Source organism: Caulobacter endophyticus (assembly GCF_003116815.1).
Classification (GTDB): domain Bacteria; phylum Pseudomonadota; class Alphaproteobacteria; order Caulobacterales; family Caulobacteraceae; genus Caulobacter; species Caulobacter endophyticus.
This window is the reverse complement of record NZ_QDKQ01000071.1, coordinates 222,732-237,074: the sequence shown is the minus strand read 5'-3', so window position 1 is coordinate 237,074 and position 14,343 is coordinate 222,732. Positions and strand designations below refer to the sequence as shown.

Below are 14,343 nucleotides of genomic sequence, written 5' to 3'. Positions count from 1 at the left end.
CGTCAGCGGTAGGGATCGTCCGTGTTCAGGAAGCCTGCCACATAGTCGGCCACGCCGTCCTCCAGCGAGGTCATCGGCGCGTTGTAGCCGGCCGCGCGCAGGCGGCTCATGTCGGCTTCGGTGAAGTACTGGTACTTGCCCTGCAGCACTTCGGGCATGTCGAAATAGGTGATCTCGGGCTCGCGGGCGATCGCGGCGAAGGTCGCCTCGGCCAGGTCCTTGAACGAGCGGGCCTTGCCCGAGCCAAGGTTGTAGACGCCGTTGACGTGCGGGCTCTTGGCCAGCCAGGCGATCACGTCGGCCACGTCGCGCACGTAGACGAAGTCGCGCAGCTGGCCGCCGTCCTCGTAGTCCGGGTGATGCGACTTGAAGAGCCGCACGCCCTCGCCCGCCTGGATCTTCGGCCAGATCTGGCAGACCACCGACTTCATGCCGCCCTTGTGGTCCTCGTTGGGGCCGTAGACGTTGAAGAACTTCAGGCCGACCCACTGCGGCGGGGCGTGGCCGCGGGCGGCCTCGCGCACGGCGAACACGTCGAACAGCGCCTTGGACCAGCCGTAGGCGTTCAGCGGGCGCAGGCCCATCAGGGTGTCGATGTCGTCCTTGCCGTCGAAGCCCTGCGTGCCGTCGCCATAGGTGGCGGCCGACGAGGCGTAGATCAGGCGCGTCTGGTTCCTGGCGCACCAGCGCCAGAGGTCGCGCGACAGCACGAAGTTGGACTGCACGATCAGGTCGGCGTCGGCTTCGGTCGTCGACGAGATGGCGCCCATATGGATGACCAGCTCGACCTCGTCGCCGCGCACAGCCAGCCAGTCGAATAGCTGCTCGGGGGCGACGAAGTCGGCGATCGGGTGCTTGGCGATATTGCGCCACTTGCCCTCGGCCGCCTGGCCCAGCCAGTCGCAGACGACGACGTCGAGCGCCGGATCCTCGCACAGTCTGGCGACGATGTTGGAGCCGATGAACCCGGCGCCGCCGGTGACGAGAACGATGCGTCTGGACATGGGCGGGTTATGGCACACGCCATACAAGGGGCAACCCCACCACTCTTCTCCCAGAGGGAGAAGGAGGGGCCCGCGCCGCAGGCGTGGGAGGATGAGGGGTTTAAGCGGTGAGGGTTTACCCCCTCACCCTCCCACCGCTACGCGGTGGGCCCCTTCCTCTCCCCATGGGAGAGGTTGACCAGGATCAAGCCGCCAGCTTGCGCTTGGCCAGGGCGTCGAATTCCAGCAGCTCGGCCACGAGGCCTTCGAACTGGCTCAGCGGCACCATGTTGGGGCCGTCCGACGGGGCGTGGTCGGGGTCGGGGTGGGTTTCCATGAACACCATGGCCACGCCGATCGACACGGCGGCGCGGGCCAGCACCGGCACGAACTCGCGCTGGCCGCCCGACGACGTGCCCTGCCCGCCCGGCTGCTGCACGCTGTGGGTGGCGTCGAACACCACCGGGCAGCCGATCTCCTTCATGATCGGCAACGAGCGCATGTCCGAGACGAGCGTGTTGTAGCCGAACGAGGCGCCGCGCTCGCAGGCCATGACGTTGGGATTGCCCGCGTCGGTGACCTTGGCGATGACGTTCTTCATGTCCCACGGGGCCAGGAACTGGCCCTTCTTGATGTTGATCGCCCGGCCGGTCTTGGCGGCGGCCAGCAGCAGGTCGGTCTGGCGGCACAGGAAGGCCGGGATCTGGATCACGTCGACAGCCTCGGCCACCGGATCGCAGTGGCTGATCTCGTGCACGTCGGTCAGGGTCGGCAGGCCGGTGACCTCGCGGATCTCCTGGAAGATCGGCAGGCTGTCATAGAGGCCGATGCCGCGCGCCGCCGTGGCCGAGGTGCGGTTGGCCTTGTCGTAGCTGGTCTTGTAGATCAGGCCGACGCCCAGGCGCTCGCCGATCTCCTTGAGGGCGTGGGCCGTTTCCAGCGCGTGCTGGCGGCTCTCCATCTGGCAGGGACCAGCGATGAAGGTCAGGCGTTCGGCGTTGCCGATGCGGACGGCCTTGCCGGTCTCCGTCTTCACTTCGACGACGGCGTTGGGAGCGACGGGCTGACTCAAGGCGGGACTTCCGAGTTAGAGAGTGGCGAACAAGGTGGCGCCGAATTGGCCCCACAGGTGGCCCCAACGGCCGAAAGGTGCAAGTGCGGATCGATCCAGGCGTCCCCGGACCCGTTATCGTGTGGCTGCGCAACGACCTGCGCTTGGCCGACAATCCGGCCCTGAAGGCCGCCGCCGGCACGGGTCGGCCGGTGATCCCGCTCTATATACTCGACGAGACAAGCGGCGTGCGGCCTATGGGCGCGGCTTCGCTGTGGTGGCTCGACAAGTCGCTGCGGGCGCTGTCCGAGAGCTTCAAGAGCATCGGCTCTAAGCTCATCCTGCGGCGTGGCCCGGCCCAGGAGGTGCTAAAGGACGTGATCGTCCACGCGGGCGCCGCCGGCGTCGCCTGGAACCGCCTGTACGAACCGGCCGCCATCGCCCGCGACGCCGAGATCAAGACGGCGCTGAAGGCCGACGGCGTAGTGGTGGAAAGCTGCATCGCCGGCCTGCTGAACGAGCCCTGGACCGTACAGAACGGCTCCAGGCAGCCCTACAAGGTCTTCACCCCCTACTGGCGGGCGGCCCGCGCGCACCTGACCCACGTCGAGGTCGAGGCCGCGCCCAAGCGGCTGGAAGCCCCCAAGCACTGGCCCCACAGCGACGCCCTGGACGGCTGGGGCCTGCATCCTAGGAAGCCCGACTGGTCGAAGGGCTTTTCCATCTGGACGCCCGGCGAGGCCGGCGCCCTGGCGCGGCTGGACGACTTCCTCTCGGGCCCGGTCGACGGCTATGGCGAAGGCCGCGACGTCCCCGGCCTGGAGGCGACCTCGCGCCTGTCGCCCCACCTGCATTTCGGCGAGATCGGCCCGCGCCAGGTCTGGACCGCCGCCCGCAACGCCGCCGAGGCCGGCGACGCCCCGCACGGCGAGATCGAGAAGTTCCTGTCGGAGGTGGGCTGGCGCGAGTTCAACCACTCGATCCTTTTCCACTGGCCGGAGCTTCCGAAGAAGAACTTCCGACCCGAATTCGACGCCTTTCCGTGGTCGAAGAACCCGCGCGGCTTCGAAGCCTGGACGGAAGGCCGCACTGGCTATCCGCTGGTCGATGCGGGCATGCGCGAGCTGTGGGCCACCGGCTTCATGCACAACCGCGTACGGATGATCACCGCCTCGTTTCTGATCAAGCACCTGCTGGTCGACTGGCGCGAGGGCGAGGCCTGGTTCTGGGACACCCTGGTCGACGCCGACCTGGCCAACAATGTCGGCAACTGGCAGTGGGTGGCCGGCAGCGGCGCCGACGCCTCGCCCTACTTCCGGATCTTCAACCCGATTGGCCAGGGCGAAAAGTTCGATCCCAAGGGGACTTACGTCAAGCAGTGGATCCCCGAGCTTGCCAACCTGCCGGCCGACGTGATCCACCAGCCGTGGGCCGCGCCCGAACGCCTGAGCGCCGGCGCCAGGGCCGTTTACGGCAAACCGGTCGTCGACCATCCCCGCGCCAGGGCCGCGGCGCTGGAGGCCTATCGCCAGCTCAGGGGAGAGCCCGGCGACGAATGATCCCCTGGTGAACGTTGCCCAGCGGCCCCATTTACAGTTCGGCTTTCGGGGGTCTTACTTGTCCCATTCAAGGGATTGGGAGCGCTGATGACCGACACCTTGCCCGCCTCGTGGCGTGACGAAGATCTCCGCGCCGCGCCGCCGGCCTTCCGCACGGCGCTGCATATCGCCGTCGAGAACTGGGCGATCGGATCCCTCACCTTCGTCCTGCCTTCGGGCAAGCCGCTGCGCATCGACGGCAAGACGCCGGGCCCCGACGCCGTGGTCCGCATCCGCGACTATCGCTTCATCCGCCGCGCCTTCGCCTCGGGCGACATCGGCTTCGCCGAGGGCTACATGGCCGGCGAGTGGGACACGCCCGACCTGTCGGCGGTGCTGACCGCCTTCGCGCTGAACTTCGACAAGCTGGCGGCGCTGGTGCGGGGTAATCCCGTCATGCACCTGATCAACGTCATCTTCCACTGGATGAACCGCAACGACCGCAGCGGCTCCAAGCGCAACATCCACGCCCATTACGACCTGGGCAACGCCTTCTATTCCCAGTGGCTGGACCGGACGATGACCTATTCGTCGGCCCTCTACGACAAGGACGCCTCCGCCTCGCTCGACGCGGCCCAAACCCGCAAGTACGAGGCCCTGGCCCAGTCCATCGGCCTTGCGCCCGGCAAGCACGTGCTGGAGATCGGCTGCGGCTGGGGCGGCTTCGCCGAGTACGCCGCCAGGGAGGTCGGAGCCAAGGTCACCGGCATCACCATCTCGCCCGCCCAGCACGACTTCGCCAGGAAGCGCCTGTTCGACCAGGGCCTGGCCGAAAAGGCCGACATCAGGCTGATCGACTATCGCGACGTGCGGGGCCAGTTCGACGGCGTGGCCTCGATCGAGATGTTCGAGGCCGTCGGCGAGGAATACTGGCCGACCTATTTCGGCAAGATCCACGACGTGCTGACGCCGGGCGGCCGCGCCGGCCTGCAGATCATCACCATCAAGGACGACCTGTTCGACCGCTACCGCCGGCACACCGACTTCATCCAGCGCTACATCTTCCCGGGCGGCATGCTGCCCAGCGAGACCCGCCTGCGCCAGGAGACCGACAAGGCCGGCCTTTCCTGGGACGGCGTGCGGCGCTTTGGCCAGGACTACGCCGACACCCTGGCCGAATGGGCCAGGCGCTTCGAGGCGGCCTGGGACCAGATCCGGCCGCTGGGCTTCGACGAGCGCTTCCGCCGGCTGTGGCGCTTCTATCTCAGCTATTGCGAGGCCGGTTTCCGCACGGAGCGGACCAACGTCGTCCAGCTTGGCCTGGCCAAGAGCTAGAGGAGCATTGCCAGTGTCGCTCTTCACCCTGGTCCTCGACTATCACGGCGGCACCTACCTCTCGCAGTTCGACGCCGAGACCCCCGTCGAGGCGGTCGGCGCCTGGTGCCGCGAACTGCACGACAACCAGCTGCTGGGCGAGCCGTCCTCCCTGGTCGCCGAGGGCATCATGGCCGACGCGGTCGAGAACAGCCTGGTGGGCATAGACGGCCTCTGCGGCGCCTGGTGCGCGGCGACGGCGGCGGCTGGGGGTCTTGCCCTGCTCAACGTCATCCAGACCGAACCCACGGCCCACTGAACCTGGCCCGAAAGCCGCCGCTTTCAGGAAAACTGGATTGATCCGGGCGGCCGCATCGCGATCTACCGTTGCCTCCAACGGCGCCTCTTCGCGCGAAGCCGCAGATTTTCGACCATGCCCGTCACCGCCAACGTTCTCGACGCCATCGGCAATACGCCGCTGATCCGCCTCAACCGGGCCAGCGAGGCCACCGGCTGCGAGATCCTGGGCAAGGCCGAGTTCATGAACCCCGGCCAGTCGGTGAAGGACCGCGCCGCGCTCAGCATCATCCGCGACGCGGAAGCCAAGGGCCTTCTGCGTCCGGGCGGCCGCGTGGTCGAGGGCACGGCCGGCAACACCGGCATCGGCCTAGCCATGGTCGCCTCGGCGCTGGGCTACAAGACCACCATCGTCATCCCGCGCACCCAGAGCCAGGAGAAGAAGGACGCCATCCGCCTGCTCGGCGCCGAGCTGGTCGAGGTCGACGCCGCCCCCTACTCCAACCCCGACAACTACGTCCGCTACTCCGGCCGCCTGGCCGAGGAACTGGCCAGGACCGAGCCCAACGGCGCGATCTGGGCCAACCAGTTCGACAACGTCGCCAACCGCCAGGCCCACTACGACACGACCGGCCCGGAGATCTGGGAGCAGACCGGCGGCAAGGTCGACGGCTTCATCTGCGCGGTCGGCTCGGGCGGCACCCTGGCGGGCGTGGCCCAGGCCCTGCGCGAGCGCAAGCCGGAGGTGAAGATCGGCCTGGCCGACCCGGGCGGCGCCTCGCTCTACAACTGGTACGCCGCCGGCGAGCTGAAGGCCGAGGGCAATTCGATCAGCGAGGGCATCGGCCAGGGCCGGATCACCGCCAATCTCGAAGGCCTGGCCATCGACCACCCCTACCGCGTCTCCGACGAGGAGATGATGCAGCAGATCTTCGATCTGGTGCAGCACGAGGGCCTGTGCCTGGGCGGCTCGACGGGCATCAATGTCGCCGGCGCCGTGCGCCTGGCCCGCGACCTTGGCCCCGGCCACACCATCGTGACCATCCTCTGCGACCACGGCTCGCGCTACCAGAGCAAGCTCTTCAACCCCGCCTTCCTGGCCGAGAAGGGCCTGCCGACCCCGCCCTGGCTGTAAAGGCGCGCTTGCGCGGGGCTGCGACGCACGTGAAGTTGCCGCCGCCCGATCAGGGCGCCTAAATCCGAAAGGCCAGCCATGACCCACGCCGATCCGCTCGTCTCGACCGCCTGGCTGGCCGACCATCTCGACGCCCCGGACGTGCGCATCGTCGACGCCTCGTGGTTCATGCCCGGCACGCCGCGCGATCCGAAGGTCGAGTTCGAGGCCGGCCACATCCCCGGCGCGGTGTTCTTCGACATAGACGAGATCTCCGACGAGACCTCGCCCCTGCCCCACATGCTGGCCAGCGGCGTGAAGTTCGCTTCGCGGGTGCGCAAGCTGGGCCTCGGCGACGGCTCGCGCATCGTCGTCTACGACAGCACCAGCATCCTGCCGGCCGCCCGCGTGTGGTGGAACTTCCGCGTGATGGGCCACGAGGACGTCGTGGTGCTGGACGGCGGCCTGCCCAAGTGGATCGCCGAGGGCCGCCCGCTTGAGGACGGTCCCGCCGTCCCGCAGGAGCGCCACTTCACCCCGCGCCTGCAGGCCGACCTCGTCCGCTCCTTCGACCAGATGAAGAAGAACCTGGAGACCGGCCGCGAGCAGGTGATCGACGCCCGCGCGGCTCCGCGCTTCAACGGCGAGGTTCCCGAGCCCCGCGCGGGCCTGGCCAGCGGCCACATTCCCGGCTCGCGCAACATCCCGCTGTCGGCCCTGCTGGGTCCCGATGGCGCCATGCTGCCCGCCGACCAGCTGAAGACCGTCTTCGCCGACGCCGGCGTCGACATCGACAAGCCGATCGCCACCACCTGCGGGTCGGGCATCACCGCCTCGGTCGTGTCGCTGGCACTGAATCGCCTGGGCAAGCCGAGGGCCGCCGTCTACGACGGCTCGTGGACCGAATGGGGCGGGCGCGACGACGCCCCGGTCGCGACCGGGCCGGCTGTGTAAAAACACCCAAAGATTACACGCTCAGGATATACAATCCTGGATTGACAAGGCGCATTCCGTGGCCGACCCTCGACGTGTTGGGGGTCGGTCCCGCACCGCCTTGGATCGCGGCCACGCCGCGCGCCTCTCCCCGCCAGTGCCCGTCAGCTTAACGACCATCGGCGCGCAGCCCGCGCCGAGCACGCAACCGCGCGACCGGCGGAGCCGCCGGCGCGCCCGTGGGGAGAAAACGCCATGTCGTCGTTCCGACCGCTCTACGCCGTCACCATTACCGACGCCGTCGCCTCCGGCGATCTCGAACAGCTGAAGAAGCTGGCCGCCGAGGCCGAGGCCCACCTGCAGCAGTACGGCGACGTGGCCACGCTGCTGACCGCCCTGAAGCTCGAAATCGCCAAAGCCGAGGCCTGATCCGCATGAACATCAAGCCCTACGGCGTCGCCGTAACCGACGCCATCGCCTCGGGCGACCTCTCGCGCCTGAAGGAAGCCGAGGCCGCGGCCGAGGCCCACTTGGCCGAGTACGGCGATGTGGCCACCCTGCTGCCGCTGCTCAAGCTCGAGATCGCCAAGCTCGAAGGCCGCAAGAGCTAGTCAGGCGCGGGCGGCGGCGCCTCTTCGGCGACGCCGCCGCCCATCGCGTTTCGGGGCCAGCCCATCGCGTTCGGGGGAAAAGCGCGCATGACCGACACCTTGCCGCCCGCCGTTCGGACCAGCCCGGAAGGCAAGTCCGTCCGCTTCCGCACGGACGAGGACTATGAGCAGCTGACCCCCGTCCACGTGGTCTGGGAGGTCACCCTCGCCTGCAATCTCAAGTGCCAGCACTGCGGTTCGCGCGCCGGCCGGCCGCGTCCCGACGAGCTGAACCCGGCCGAGGCGCTGGAACTGATCGACCACCTGGCCGCCCTGGGCACGCGCGAGCTGACCTTGATCGGCGGCGAGGCCTATCTGCGCCGCGACTGGATCGAGCTGATCCGCCGCAGCCGCTCGCACGGCATCCGCACCGCCGTCCAGACCGGCGCCCGCAATCTCACCGACAAGCGCCTGGACGAGGCGGCCGATGCCGGCTTGCAGGGCATCGGCGTGTCGATCGACGGCCTGCCCGACCTGCACGACCGGGTGCGCGGCGTGCCAGGCTCCTACGACCAGGCGATCAGCGCCCTGAGGCGCGCCAAGGCCCGGGGCCTGGCCGTCTCGGTCAACACGCAGATCGGGGCCGAGACCGCCGCTCACCTGCCCGAGCTGATGGAGCGGATCATCGAGGCCGGCGCCACCCACTGGCAGATCCAGCTGACCGTGGCCATGGGCAACGCCGTCGACAATCCCGACCTCCTGCTGCAGCCCTACCAGCTGCTCGACGTCATGCCGCTCCTGGCCAGGCTCTATCGCGAGGGGCTGGAGCGGGGGCTCCTGATGATCGTCGGCAACAATGTCGGCTATTTCGGCCCCTACGAGCGTATGTGGCGGGGCCTGGGCGACGAGGCCGACCATTGGAACGGCTGCGCGGCCGGCCAGGGCGGCATCGGCATCGAGGCCGACGGCACGATCAAGGGCTGCCCGTCCCTGGCCACCTCGCTCTACGCCGCCGGCAACGTCCGCGAGATGAGCCTCGCCGACATCTGGCGCTACAGCGAAAAGATCGCCTTCGGCCGCGTGCGCGACGTCGAGGAGCTCTACGACTACTGCCGCACCTGCTATTACGCCGACGTCTGCCGGGCCGGCTGCACCTGGACCTCGGAGTCGCTGCTGGGCAAGCGCGGCAACAACCCCTACTGCCACCACCGGGTCCTCGACCTCGCCCGCCACGGCTGGCGCGAGCGAGTAACCAAGGTCAAGGACGCCCCGCCCGACAGCTTCGCCATCGGTGAGTTCGCCCTGGTCCGCGAAGCCATACCCGGCGCCCAGGCCGTTCCCCTGCCCGTCCGCGATCCGGCCCGCGTGCACATCGCCCACCGCCAGCGCACCGCCGTCGGCGGCGCCCTTCCGCCCCGGCTGAAGGTCTGCCGCTCCTGCGACCAGTACGTCTGGCCCCACGAGACCGACTGCCCCCACTGCGCCGCCGACCTCGCCGAGGTCGAACGCCAGCACGCCCAGGCCGCCGAGCGCCGACGGTCCTTGATCGAGCAGGCGCAGCGGATAATGGGCGGCATGCGCGGTGCGGCGGCGGCGGAGTAGCGGCGACAAGATCCGAAGGACGAAGAAGGCGCCTCCCAAGATCCTCCCCTGAAGGGGGAGGCAGCCCGAAGGGCCGGAGGGGGCAGCGTCGGCGCTAAGGATTACCGTCCCCAGCTTGGGCAGGGCTGGCAGCCCTCTCGGAGCAAGACCACACCCCACCCGCAAAATCCCCGCGAAAGCGGGGACCTAGGCTTTTTATCGTCGAGCGCCGCGCGTTTCAGAAAACACCTGGGTCCCCGCTTTCGCGGGGATTTTACGGAAGGTGGGTCAGACGGGGATAGAGCAGCGTGGATCCCCGGCGTTCGGCGCAAAGACCTGAACCAATCCAGCCACTTGCAACTTTCTCAAACGCCTGGATCAGACGCGCTGAATCCCGCCGCATAATCATTGGGTCCCGTCGCAGGGAGAGGGCGCAAGGATCCGGCCCGAAGCGGCGACGTGGACGCGATCGAGCGGGGCCGCCGGAGCTGCGTGAGCAGGGCCGGGCCAGGCTTAAATGAGGATGGGGGACGTAAACCCATCCATCGGGAGGCTGCCGACTTAGCCTTCCGCCCGTCCAAGGGTCCGCGCCGCCATGCACGCCTGGCCGCCAACAAACGGGGCGCACTGCATGGGGAAGGGGTCAAAGGCGGAAGAGGCCTGCGCGCCCCGGCCTGAGGACAAACGATCGCGCGGGGCGTTCTGCTTCGTCGAAACGGTACTTAGAACAAACACATCCGGGCGAGGCCCGGACGCCCCGCGCCCTCTCCATCCACTCAGCGGCAAGCCGCATGAGAGCGCGAGCCTGTACCCAAAGATCCTCCCCCCGAAGGGGGAGGTGGCCCGAAGGGCCGGAGGGGGAAGTCCCTGATAAGGTCAGCCCCCTCGATCGCTCCGCAACAGCTCCCCCTTCAGAGGGAGCATCCTGACGCCCCCTCTACGGGCAGCCGACCCGGTCCAGCTCATAACTCGCGAAGCCCTGCTCCTTGCCGCCCGCGCCGCGCATGACGATGGACCAGCCCAGATGCTCCCCGGACCGGACCCAGCGATTGACGAAAGCGGTCTCGCCATACGGATAGGTCACCTCGAAGCCGTCCGCCGTCACCTTGCCCGCTCCCTGCGAGGCGCCGTCGCCGCCGAAGCTGTCGGCCCAGAGGCCCACGATGGCGGCGGGTTCGCCCGCCTTGGTCTTGCGCCCGCCCAGCAGCAGGTGGGCGGCATAGGCGTCGGTCGGATCGGCCTTGGCGGCGCTGTCGGCCTGGACCAGCATCATCGCGCCCCCGACGATCGGCGCAGCCTTCAGGGCGATCGTCACCGGCTTGCCCATCACTGTTCCCTGGCCTTTCCAGCAGCCAGCCAGCGCCTCCACCTCGACTGGCGGCGGGGTCGGCGGCGGATCCTCGGCCGCATGGGCGCCGCCGGCGGCGAGCAGCGGCGCCTGGGCCAGGCACAAGACCGCCGCGAGCATGGATCGAAGTCGCATGTGAATTCCCCGAAGACGCCGGCCCCCGCCGACGCGCGCCGCCCTGAATGGCAGATTCCCCGCCCCGCTCGCCATGACGTTGATCCAGTCCTTGAACCGGGAGCGCCGCCGCCCTTAAACGACAGGTTCCATCCGTACGCACGAGTCCCCGCCGCCATGGACGAAAAGACCCGCCTGATCCGCTCGGGCCTGCAGGCCCCGTCGCTGGCGCGAACCGTCAATCCGCCGATCCAGCGCGGCTCGACCGTGCTGATGCCCAGCGCCGCCTCGCTGTACGACGACAGCCAGCTGACCTACGGCATCACCGGCCTGTCCTCGCCGGCCGCGCTGCAGGCGGCCCTGGCCGAGCTGGAAGGCTCGCCGGACGTCACGCTCTATCCCTCGGGCCTGGCGGCGATCACCGGGGCGATGATGGCGGTGCTCAAGGCCGGCGACGACGTGCTGGTGGTCGACAGCGCCTACAAGCCCACGCGCCGCTTCTGCGACCGCTTCCTCACCCGCTTCGGCGTCACCACCCGCTACTACGACCCCGCCCTCGACGCCGACGCCCTGCTGGCCCTCGCCCAGCCCAACACCCGGCTGATCCTGCTTGAAGCGCCGGGCTCGCTGACCTTCGAGATGCAGGACGTGCCGGCCATCGCCGCGGCCGCCAAGGCGCGCGGCATCCTCACCCTGATCGACAACACCTGGGGCGCGGGCCTGCTGTTCAAGCCGCTGGCGCACGGCGTGACCATCAGCGTCCAGGCCCTGACCAAATATGTCGGCGGCCATTCGGACTGCTTCATGGGCAGCGCCACCACCATGGACCCGGTGATCGGCGACGAGCTGGGCAACGCCATGTGGGACGTGGGCTGGTCGGTCTCGCCCGACGACGCCTACACCATGCTGCGCGGCCTGCGGACCCTCGCCACCCGGATGCCGCGCCACGAGGCCAACGGCCTGGCGGTGGCCCGCTGGCTGGAGCAGCGGCCCGAGGTCGCCCGCGTGCTGCACCCCGCCCTGCCCGACGACCCCGGCCACGCGATCTGGAAGCGCGACTTCTCCGGCGCCTGCGGCCTGTTCGGCGTAGTCCTGAAACCCACGACCCAGCGCTCGGTGCACGCCTTCCTCGACGCGCTCACCCTGTTCGGCCTCGGCTTCTCATGGGGCGGCTTCGAGAGCCTGGCGATCCACTGCGATCCGCAGCTGAAGAGCCGCAGCACACCGGTCAACTTCGAAGGTCCCCTGCTGCGCCTGCACATCGGGCTGGAGGATCCGATCGACCTGATCGGCGACCTGGAGCGCGGTTTCAGGGCCCTGGCGGCGGCCTGATCGCCGACGTTGCGACCAGGCGGGGGTTGCGGCTCGCGGACCCGACTGTTTCCGCACCGCAACATGGCGCCACACCCTCGCCGCAAGCGGGGCCAGATTATGCCCAAACGGCTGAATATGCGAAGTTATTCAGCAGTACATACGCGCGGCCACGGTCCTGCAAACTTGACCATGGTTATATTTCCTTCGCATCGCAACTGATCGTCGCCGTGAGGGTTCTTCGCGCGAAAGGACCCTTGATGGACATACGCCTCGCCGACCGGCTTCCGCCTTGCAACGCTTCCGATAAGGCGCCGCCGGCGGCCTGGCTTCCCGCCGAATCCGCGCTGGACATGCCCGTTCGCGAGCTGTCGGCGCCGGACGTCGGCTGGCGTCGCCTGGCCCGTTCTCGCCAGCGCCGGCGGCTGGGCCTGGGCGCCTTCACGATCCTGGCCTTCGCCTTCGGCCTGACCACGATGCTGGACGCCTTCACGGCCGGCGGCGTCACCCTGCTCGAATGGATCGACGCCCTGCTCGTGGCCGTGCTGCTGGCGTGGACCGGCTTTTCCTGCGCCGCGGCCCTGGGCGGCTTCCAGCTCGCGCTGAACCCCTACACCTGGGAGCGACGGCTGGACGATCCGCCGCCGCACCTGCGCAAGAAGGTCGCCCTGCTGGCGCCCATCTACAACGAGGACGTCGCCGCCGTATTCGCGCGGATCGAGGCCATGCGCGCCGATCTCGATCGCGAGCGCCTGTCGTCGACCTTCGACGTCTTCGTGCTGAGCGACACACGCGATCCCGACATCGCCGAGGCCGAGCGCCTTGCCGTGATCGCCGCGCGCTCGGGCCCCTCGCCTACCCGTCTCTACTACCGCCGCCGCGAGCAGAACACCGACCGCAAGACCGGCAACCTGGCCGAATGGGTGCGCCGCTTCGGCGGGGCCTACGAATGCATGGCGGTGCTGGACGCCGACAGCCTGATCAGCGCCAAGTCGCTGCGCCGCATGGCCGGGGCGATGGAAACCGACGCTGCTCTGGGCGTGCTGCAGGCGGGCACCACGATCGTTGGCCGCACCACGCTGTTCGGCCGCGCCGAGCAGTTCGCCAGCTGGGTCTACGGCCCCCTGGCCACCTGGGCCCTGGCCTGGTGGAGCGGCGCCGAGGCCAACTATTTCGGCCACAACGCCATGATCCGCACCAAGGCCTTCGCCGAGTGCTGCGGCCTGCCGCACCTGCCGGGCAAGGCGCCGTTCGGCGGCGCGATCCTCAGCCACGACTTCGTCGAGGCCGCCCTGATGCGGCGCGGCGGCTGGGCCGTGCGCATGGCGCCGTCGCTGGAGGACGTGCACGAGGAAGCCCCGCCCACCCTCTCGGACATGCTGGTGCGCGACCGCCGCTGGAGCCAGGGCAACCTGCAGCATCTGGGCATCCTGGGCGTGAAGGGCCTGCACCCGGTCAGCCGCCTGCACCTGCTGCGCGGGGCCCTGGCCTATGCGCTGGCCCCGGTGTGGCTGCTGCTGGTCGTGCTCAGCGCCATGCTGGCCGCCTTCCCCGTTCTGGGCGGCGCGCGGGCCGAACTCTTCCTGGTCGAGGGTGCGGCGGCGGCCTTTGCCGTCTCGCTGGGCTTCCTGTTCGCGCCCAAGCTGCTGGCCGTAATCCTGACCTGCAAGGAGGGCAAGGCCGAGGGCTTCGGCGGCGTCGGGCCGCTGCTGGTCTCGGTGGCGGTGGAGACCCTGCACTCGACCCTGACGGCGCCGGCTATCCTGTTCGGCCACGCCCGCTGCCTGGTCGACATCCTGGCGGGCCGCGACTCCGGCTGGGCGGCTCAGCGCCGCGAGGCCGAGGGAACGCTGTGGCGCGAAGCCCTAAAGCGCCATGCGCCCGAGATCGTCGCAGGCTGCGTGCTGCTGGCCTGCGCCGCCCTGGCCGGGCCGACGCTGGGCGTCTGGATCCTGCCGGCCGCCATCGGCCTGATCATCGCCCCGGCCGCCTCGGTGCTTACCGGCAGCGCCCGTTGGGGCCTGGCCTTGCGCCGGCGTGGCCTTCTGACGGCGCCGTGCGAGCTTTCGCCCTCGCGCCTGCTGCGCGAGGCCTATGGCCGGCCGGCCGGGCCGCAGCTTCGGGTGCGTGGGGAGGAAGACGGCGCGACGGCGATGGCGACGGCCTGAA

General features: G+C 69.3%; 13 protein-coding genes. 10 read left to right on the top strand and 3 right to left on the bottom strand.

The features are described from left to right. Window positions 1–2: 2 nt before the first annotated feature. On the bottom strand, window positions 3–1,004 hold the full coding sequence (rfaD, locus tag DDF67_RS22455; RefSeq protein ID WP_109455061.1) for an ADP-glyceromanno-heptose 6-epimerase: 1,002 nt from the start codon (window positions 1,002–1,004) through the stop codon (window positions 3–5). 184 nt (window positions 1,005–1,188) lie between these two features. After that, window positions 1,189–2,055, bottom strand: coding sequence for a 3-deoxy-8-phosphooctulonate synthase (kdsA, locus tag DDF67_RS22450; protein ID WP_109455012.1), 867 nt, complete (start codon window positions 2,053–2,055; stop codon window positions 1,189–1,191). Between the two features lie 77 nt (window positions 2,056–2,132). Between kdsA and DDF67_RS22445 the strand changes: the two genes are divergently transcribed. The 8 genes from DDF67_RS22445 to DDF67_RS22410 all read left to right on the top strand — a co-directional run bounded on the left by DDF67_RS22445 (window position 2,133) and on the right by DDF67_RS22410 (window position 9,422). Then, window positions 2,133–3,593, top strand: coding sequence for a cryptochrome/photolyase family protein (locus tag DDF67_RS22445; protein ID WP_408608631.1), 1,461 nt, complete (start codon window positions 2,133–2,135; stop codon window positions 3,591–3,593). Between the two features lie 87 nt (window positions 3,594–3,680). Further along, window positions 3,681–4,907 (top strand): SAM-dependent methyltransferase, encoded by a 1,227-nt coding sequence (locus tag DDF67_RS22440; RefSeq protein WP_109455010.1) that lies wholly within the window; start codon window positions 3,681–3,683, stop codon window positions 4,905–4,907. Window positions 4,908–4,920: 13 nt separating this feature from the next. Beyond that, entirely contained in the window at window positions 4,921–5,205 is a 285-nt protein-coding gene (locus tag DDF67_RS22435) for a hypothetical protein (RefSeq protein WP_058348305.1), read from the top strand. A 114-nt stretch (window positions 5,206–5,319) separates the two neighbouring features. Continuing rightward, window positions 5,320–6,318, top strand: a complete 999-nt coding sequence (locus DDF67_RS22430) for a cysteine synthase A (protein ID WP_109455009.1) — start codon at window positions 5,320–5,322, stop codon at window positions 6,316–6,318. A 78-nt stretch (window positions 6,319–6,396) separates the two neighbouring features. Further along, on the top strand, window positions 6,397–7,251 hold the full coding sequence (sseA, locus tag DDF67_RS22425) for a 3-mercaptopyruvate sulfurtransferase (RefSeq protein WP_109455008.1): 855 nt from the start codon (window positions 6,397–6,399) through the stop codon (window positions 7,249–7,251). A gap of 234 nt (window positions 7,252–7,485) precedes the next feature. Continuing rightward, window positions 7,486–7,659, top strand: coding sequence for a DUF1843 domain-containing protein (locus DDF67_RS22420; RefSeq protein ID WP_082656637.1), 174 nt, complete (start codon window positions 7,486–7,488; stop codon window positions 7,657–7,659). 5 nt (window positions 7,660–7,664) lie between these two features. After that, entirely contained in the window at window positions 7,665–7,841 is a 177-nt protein-coding gene (locus DDF67_RS22415; RefSeq protein WP_109455007.1) for a DUF1843 domain-containing protein, read from the top strand. Window positions 7,842–7,928: 87 nt separating this feature from the next. Next, complete coding sequence (locus DDF67_RS22410) at window positions 7,929–9,422, top strand: GDL motif peptide-associated radical SAM/SPASM maturase (protein ID WP_109455006.1); 1,494 nt, start codon at window positions 7,929–7,931, stop codon at window positions 9,420–9,422. A gap of 916 nt (window positions 9,423–10,338) precedes the next feature. Here the strand turns inward: DDF67_RS22410 and DDF67_RS22405 are convergent. Beyond that, a complete protein-coding gene (locus DDF67_RS22405) occupies window positions 10,339–10,884 on the bottom strand; it encodes a hypothetical protein (RefSeq protein ID WP_233247738.1) in 546 nt (181 codons plus the stop codon). A 156-nt stretch (window positions 10,885–11,040) separates the two neighbouring features. Here DDF67_RS22405 and metC point away from each other — a divergent pair, with 156 nt between their 5' ends. Together metC and mdoH are read left to right on the top strand one after the other, a co-directional pair. After that, window positions 11,041–12,195, top strand: coding sequence for a cystathionine beta-lyase (gene metC / locus DDF67_RS22400; protein ID WP_109455005.1), 1,155 nt, complete (start codon window positions 11,041–11,043; stop codon window positions 12,193–12,195). A gap of 239 nt (window positions 12,196–12,434) precedes the next feature. After that, the gene (mdoH, locus tag DDF67_RS22395) at window positions 12,435–14,342 is read left to right on the top strand and encodes a glucans biosynthesis glucosyltransferase MdoH (protein ID WP_109455004.1); all 1,908 of its coding nucleotides are present in this window, start codon (window positions 12,435–12,437) and stop codon (window positions 14,340–14,342) included. Window position 14,343: the final 1 nt, after the last annotated feature.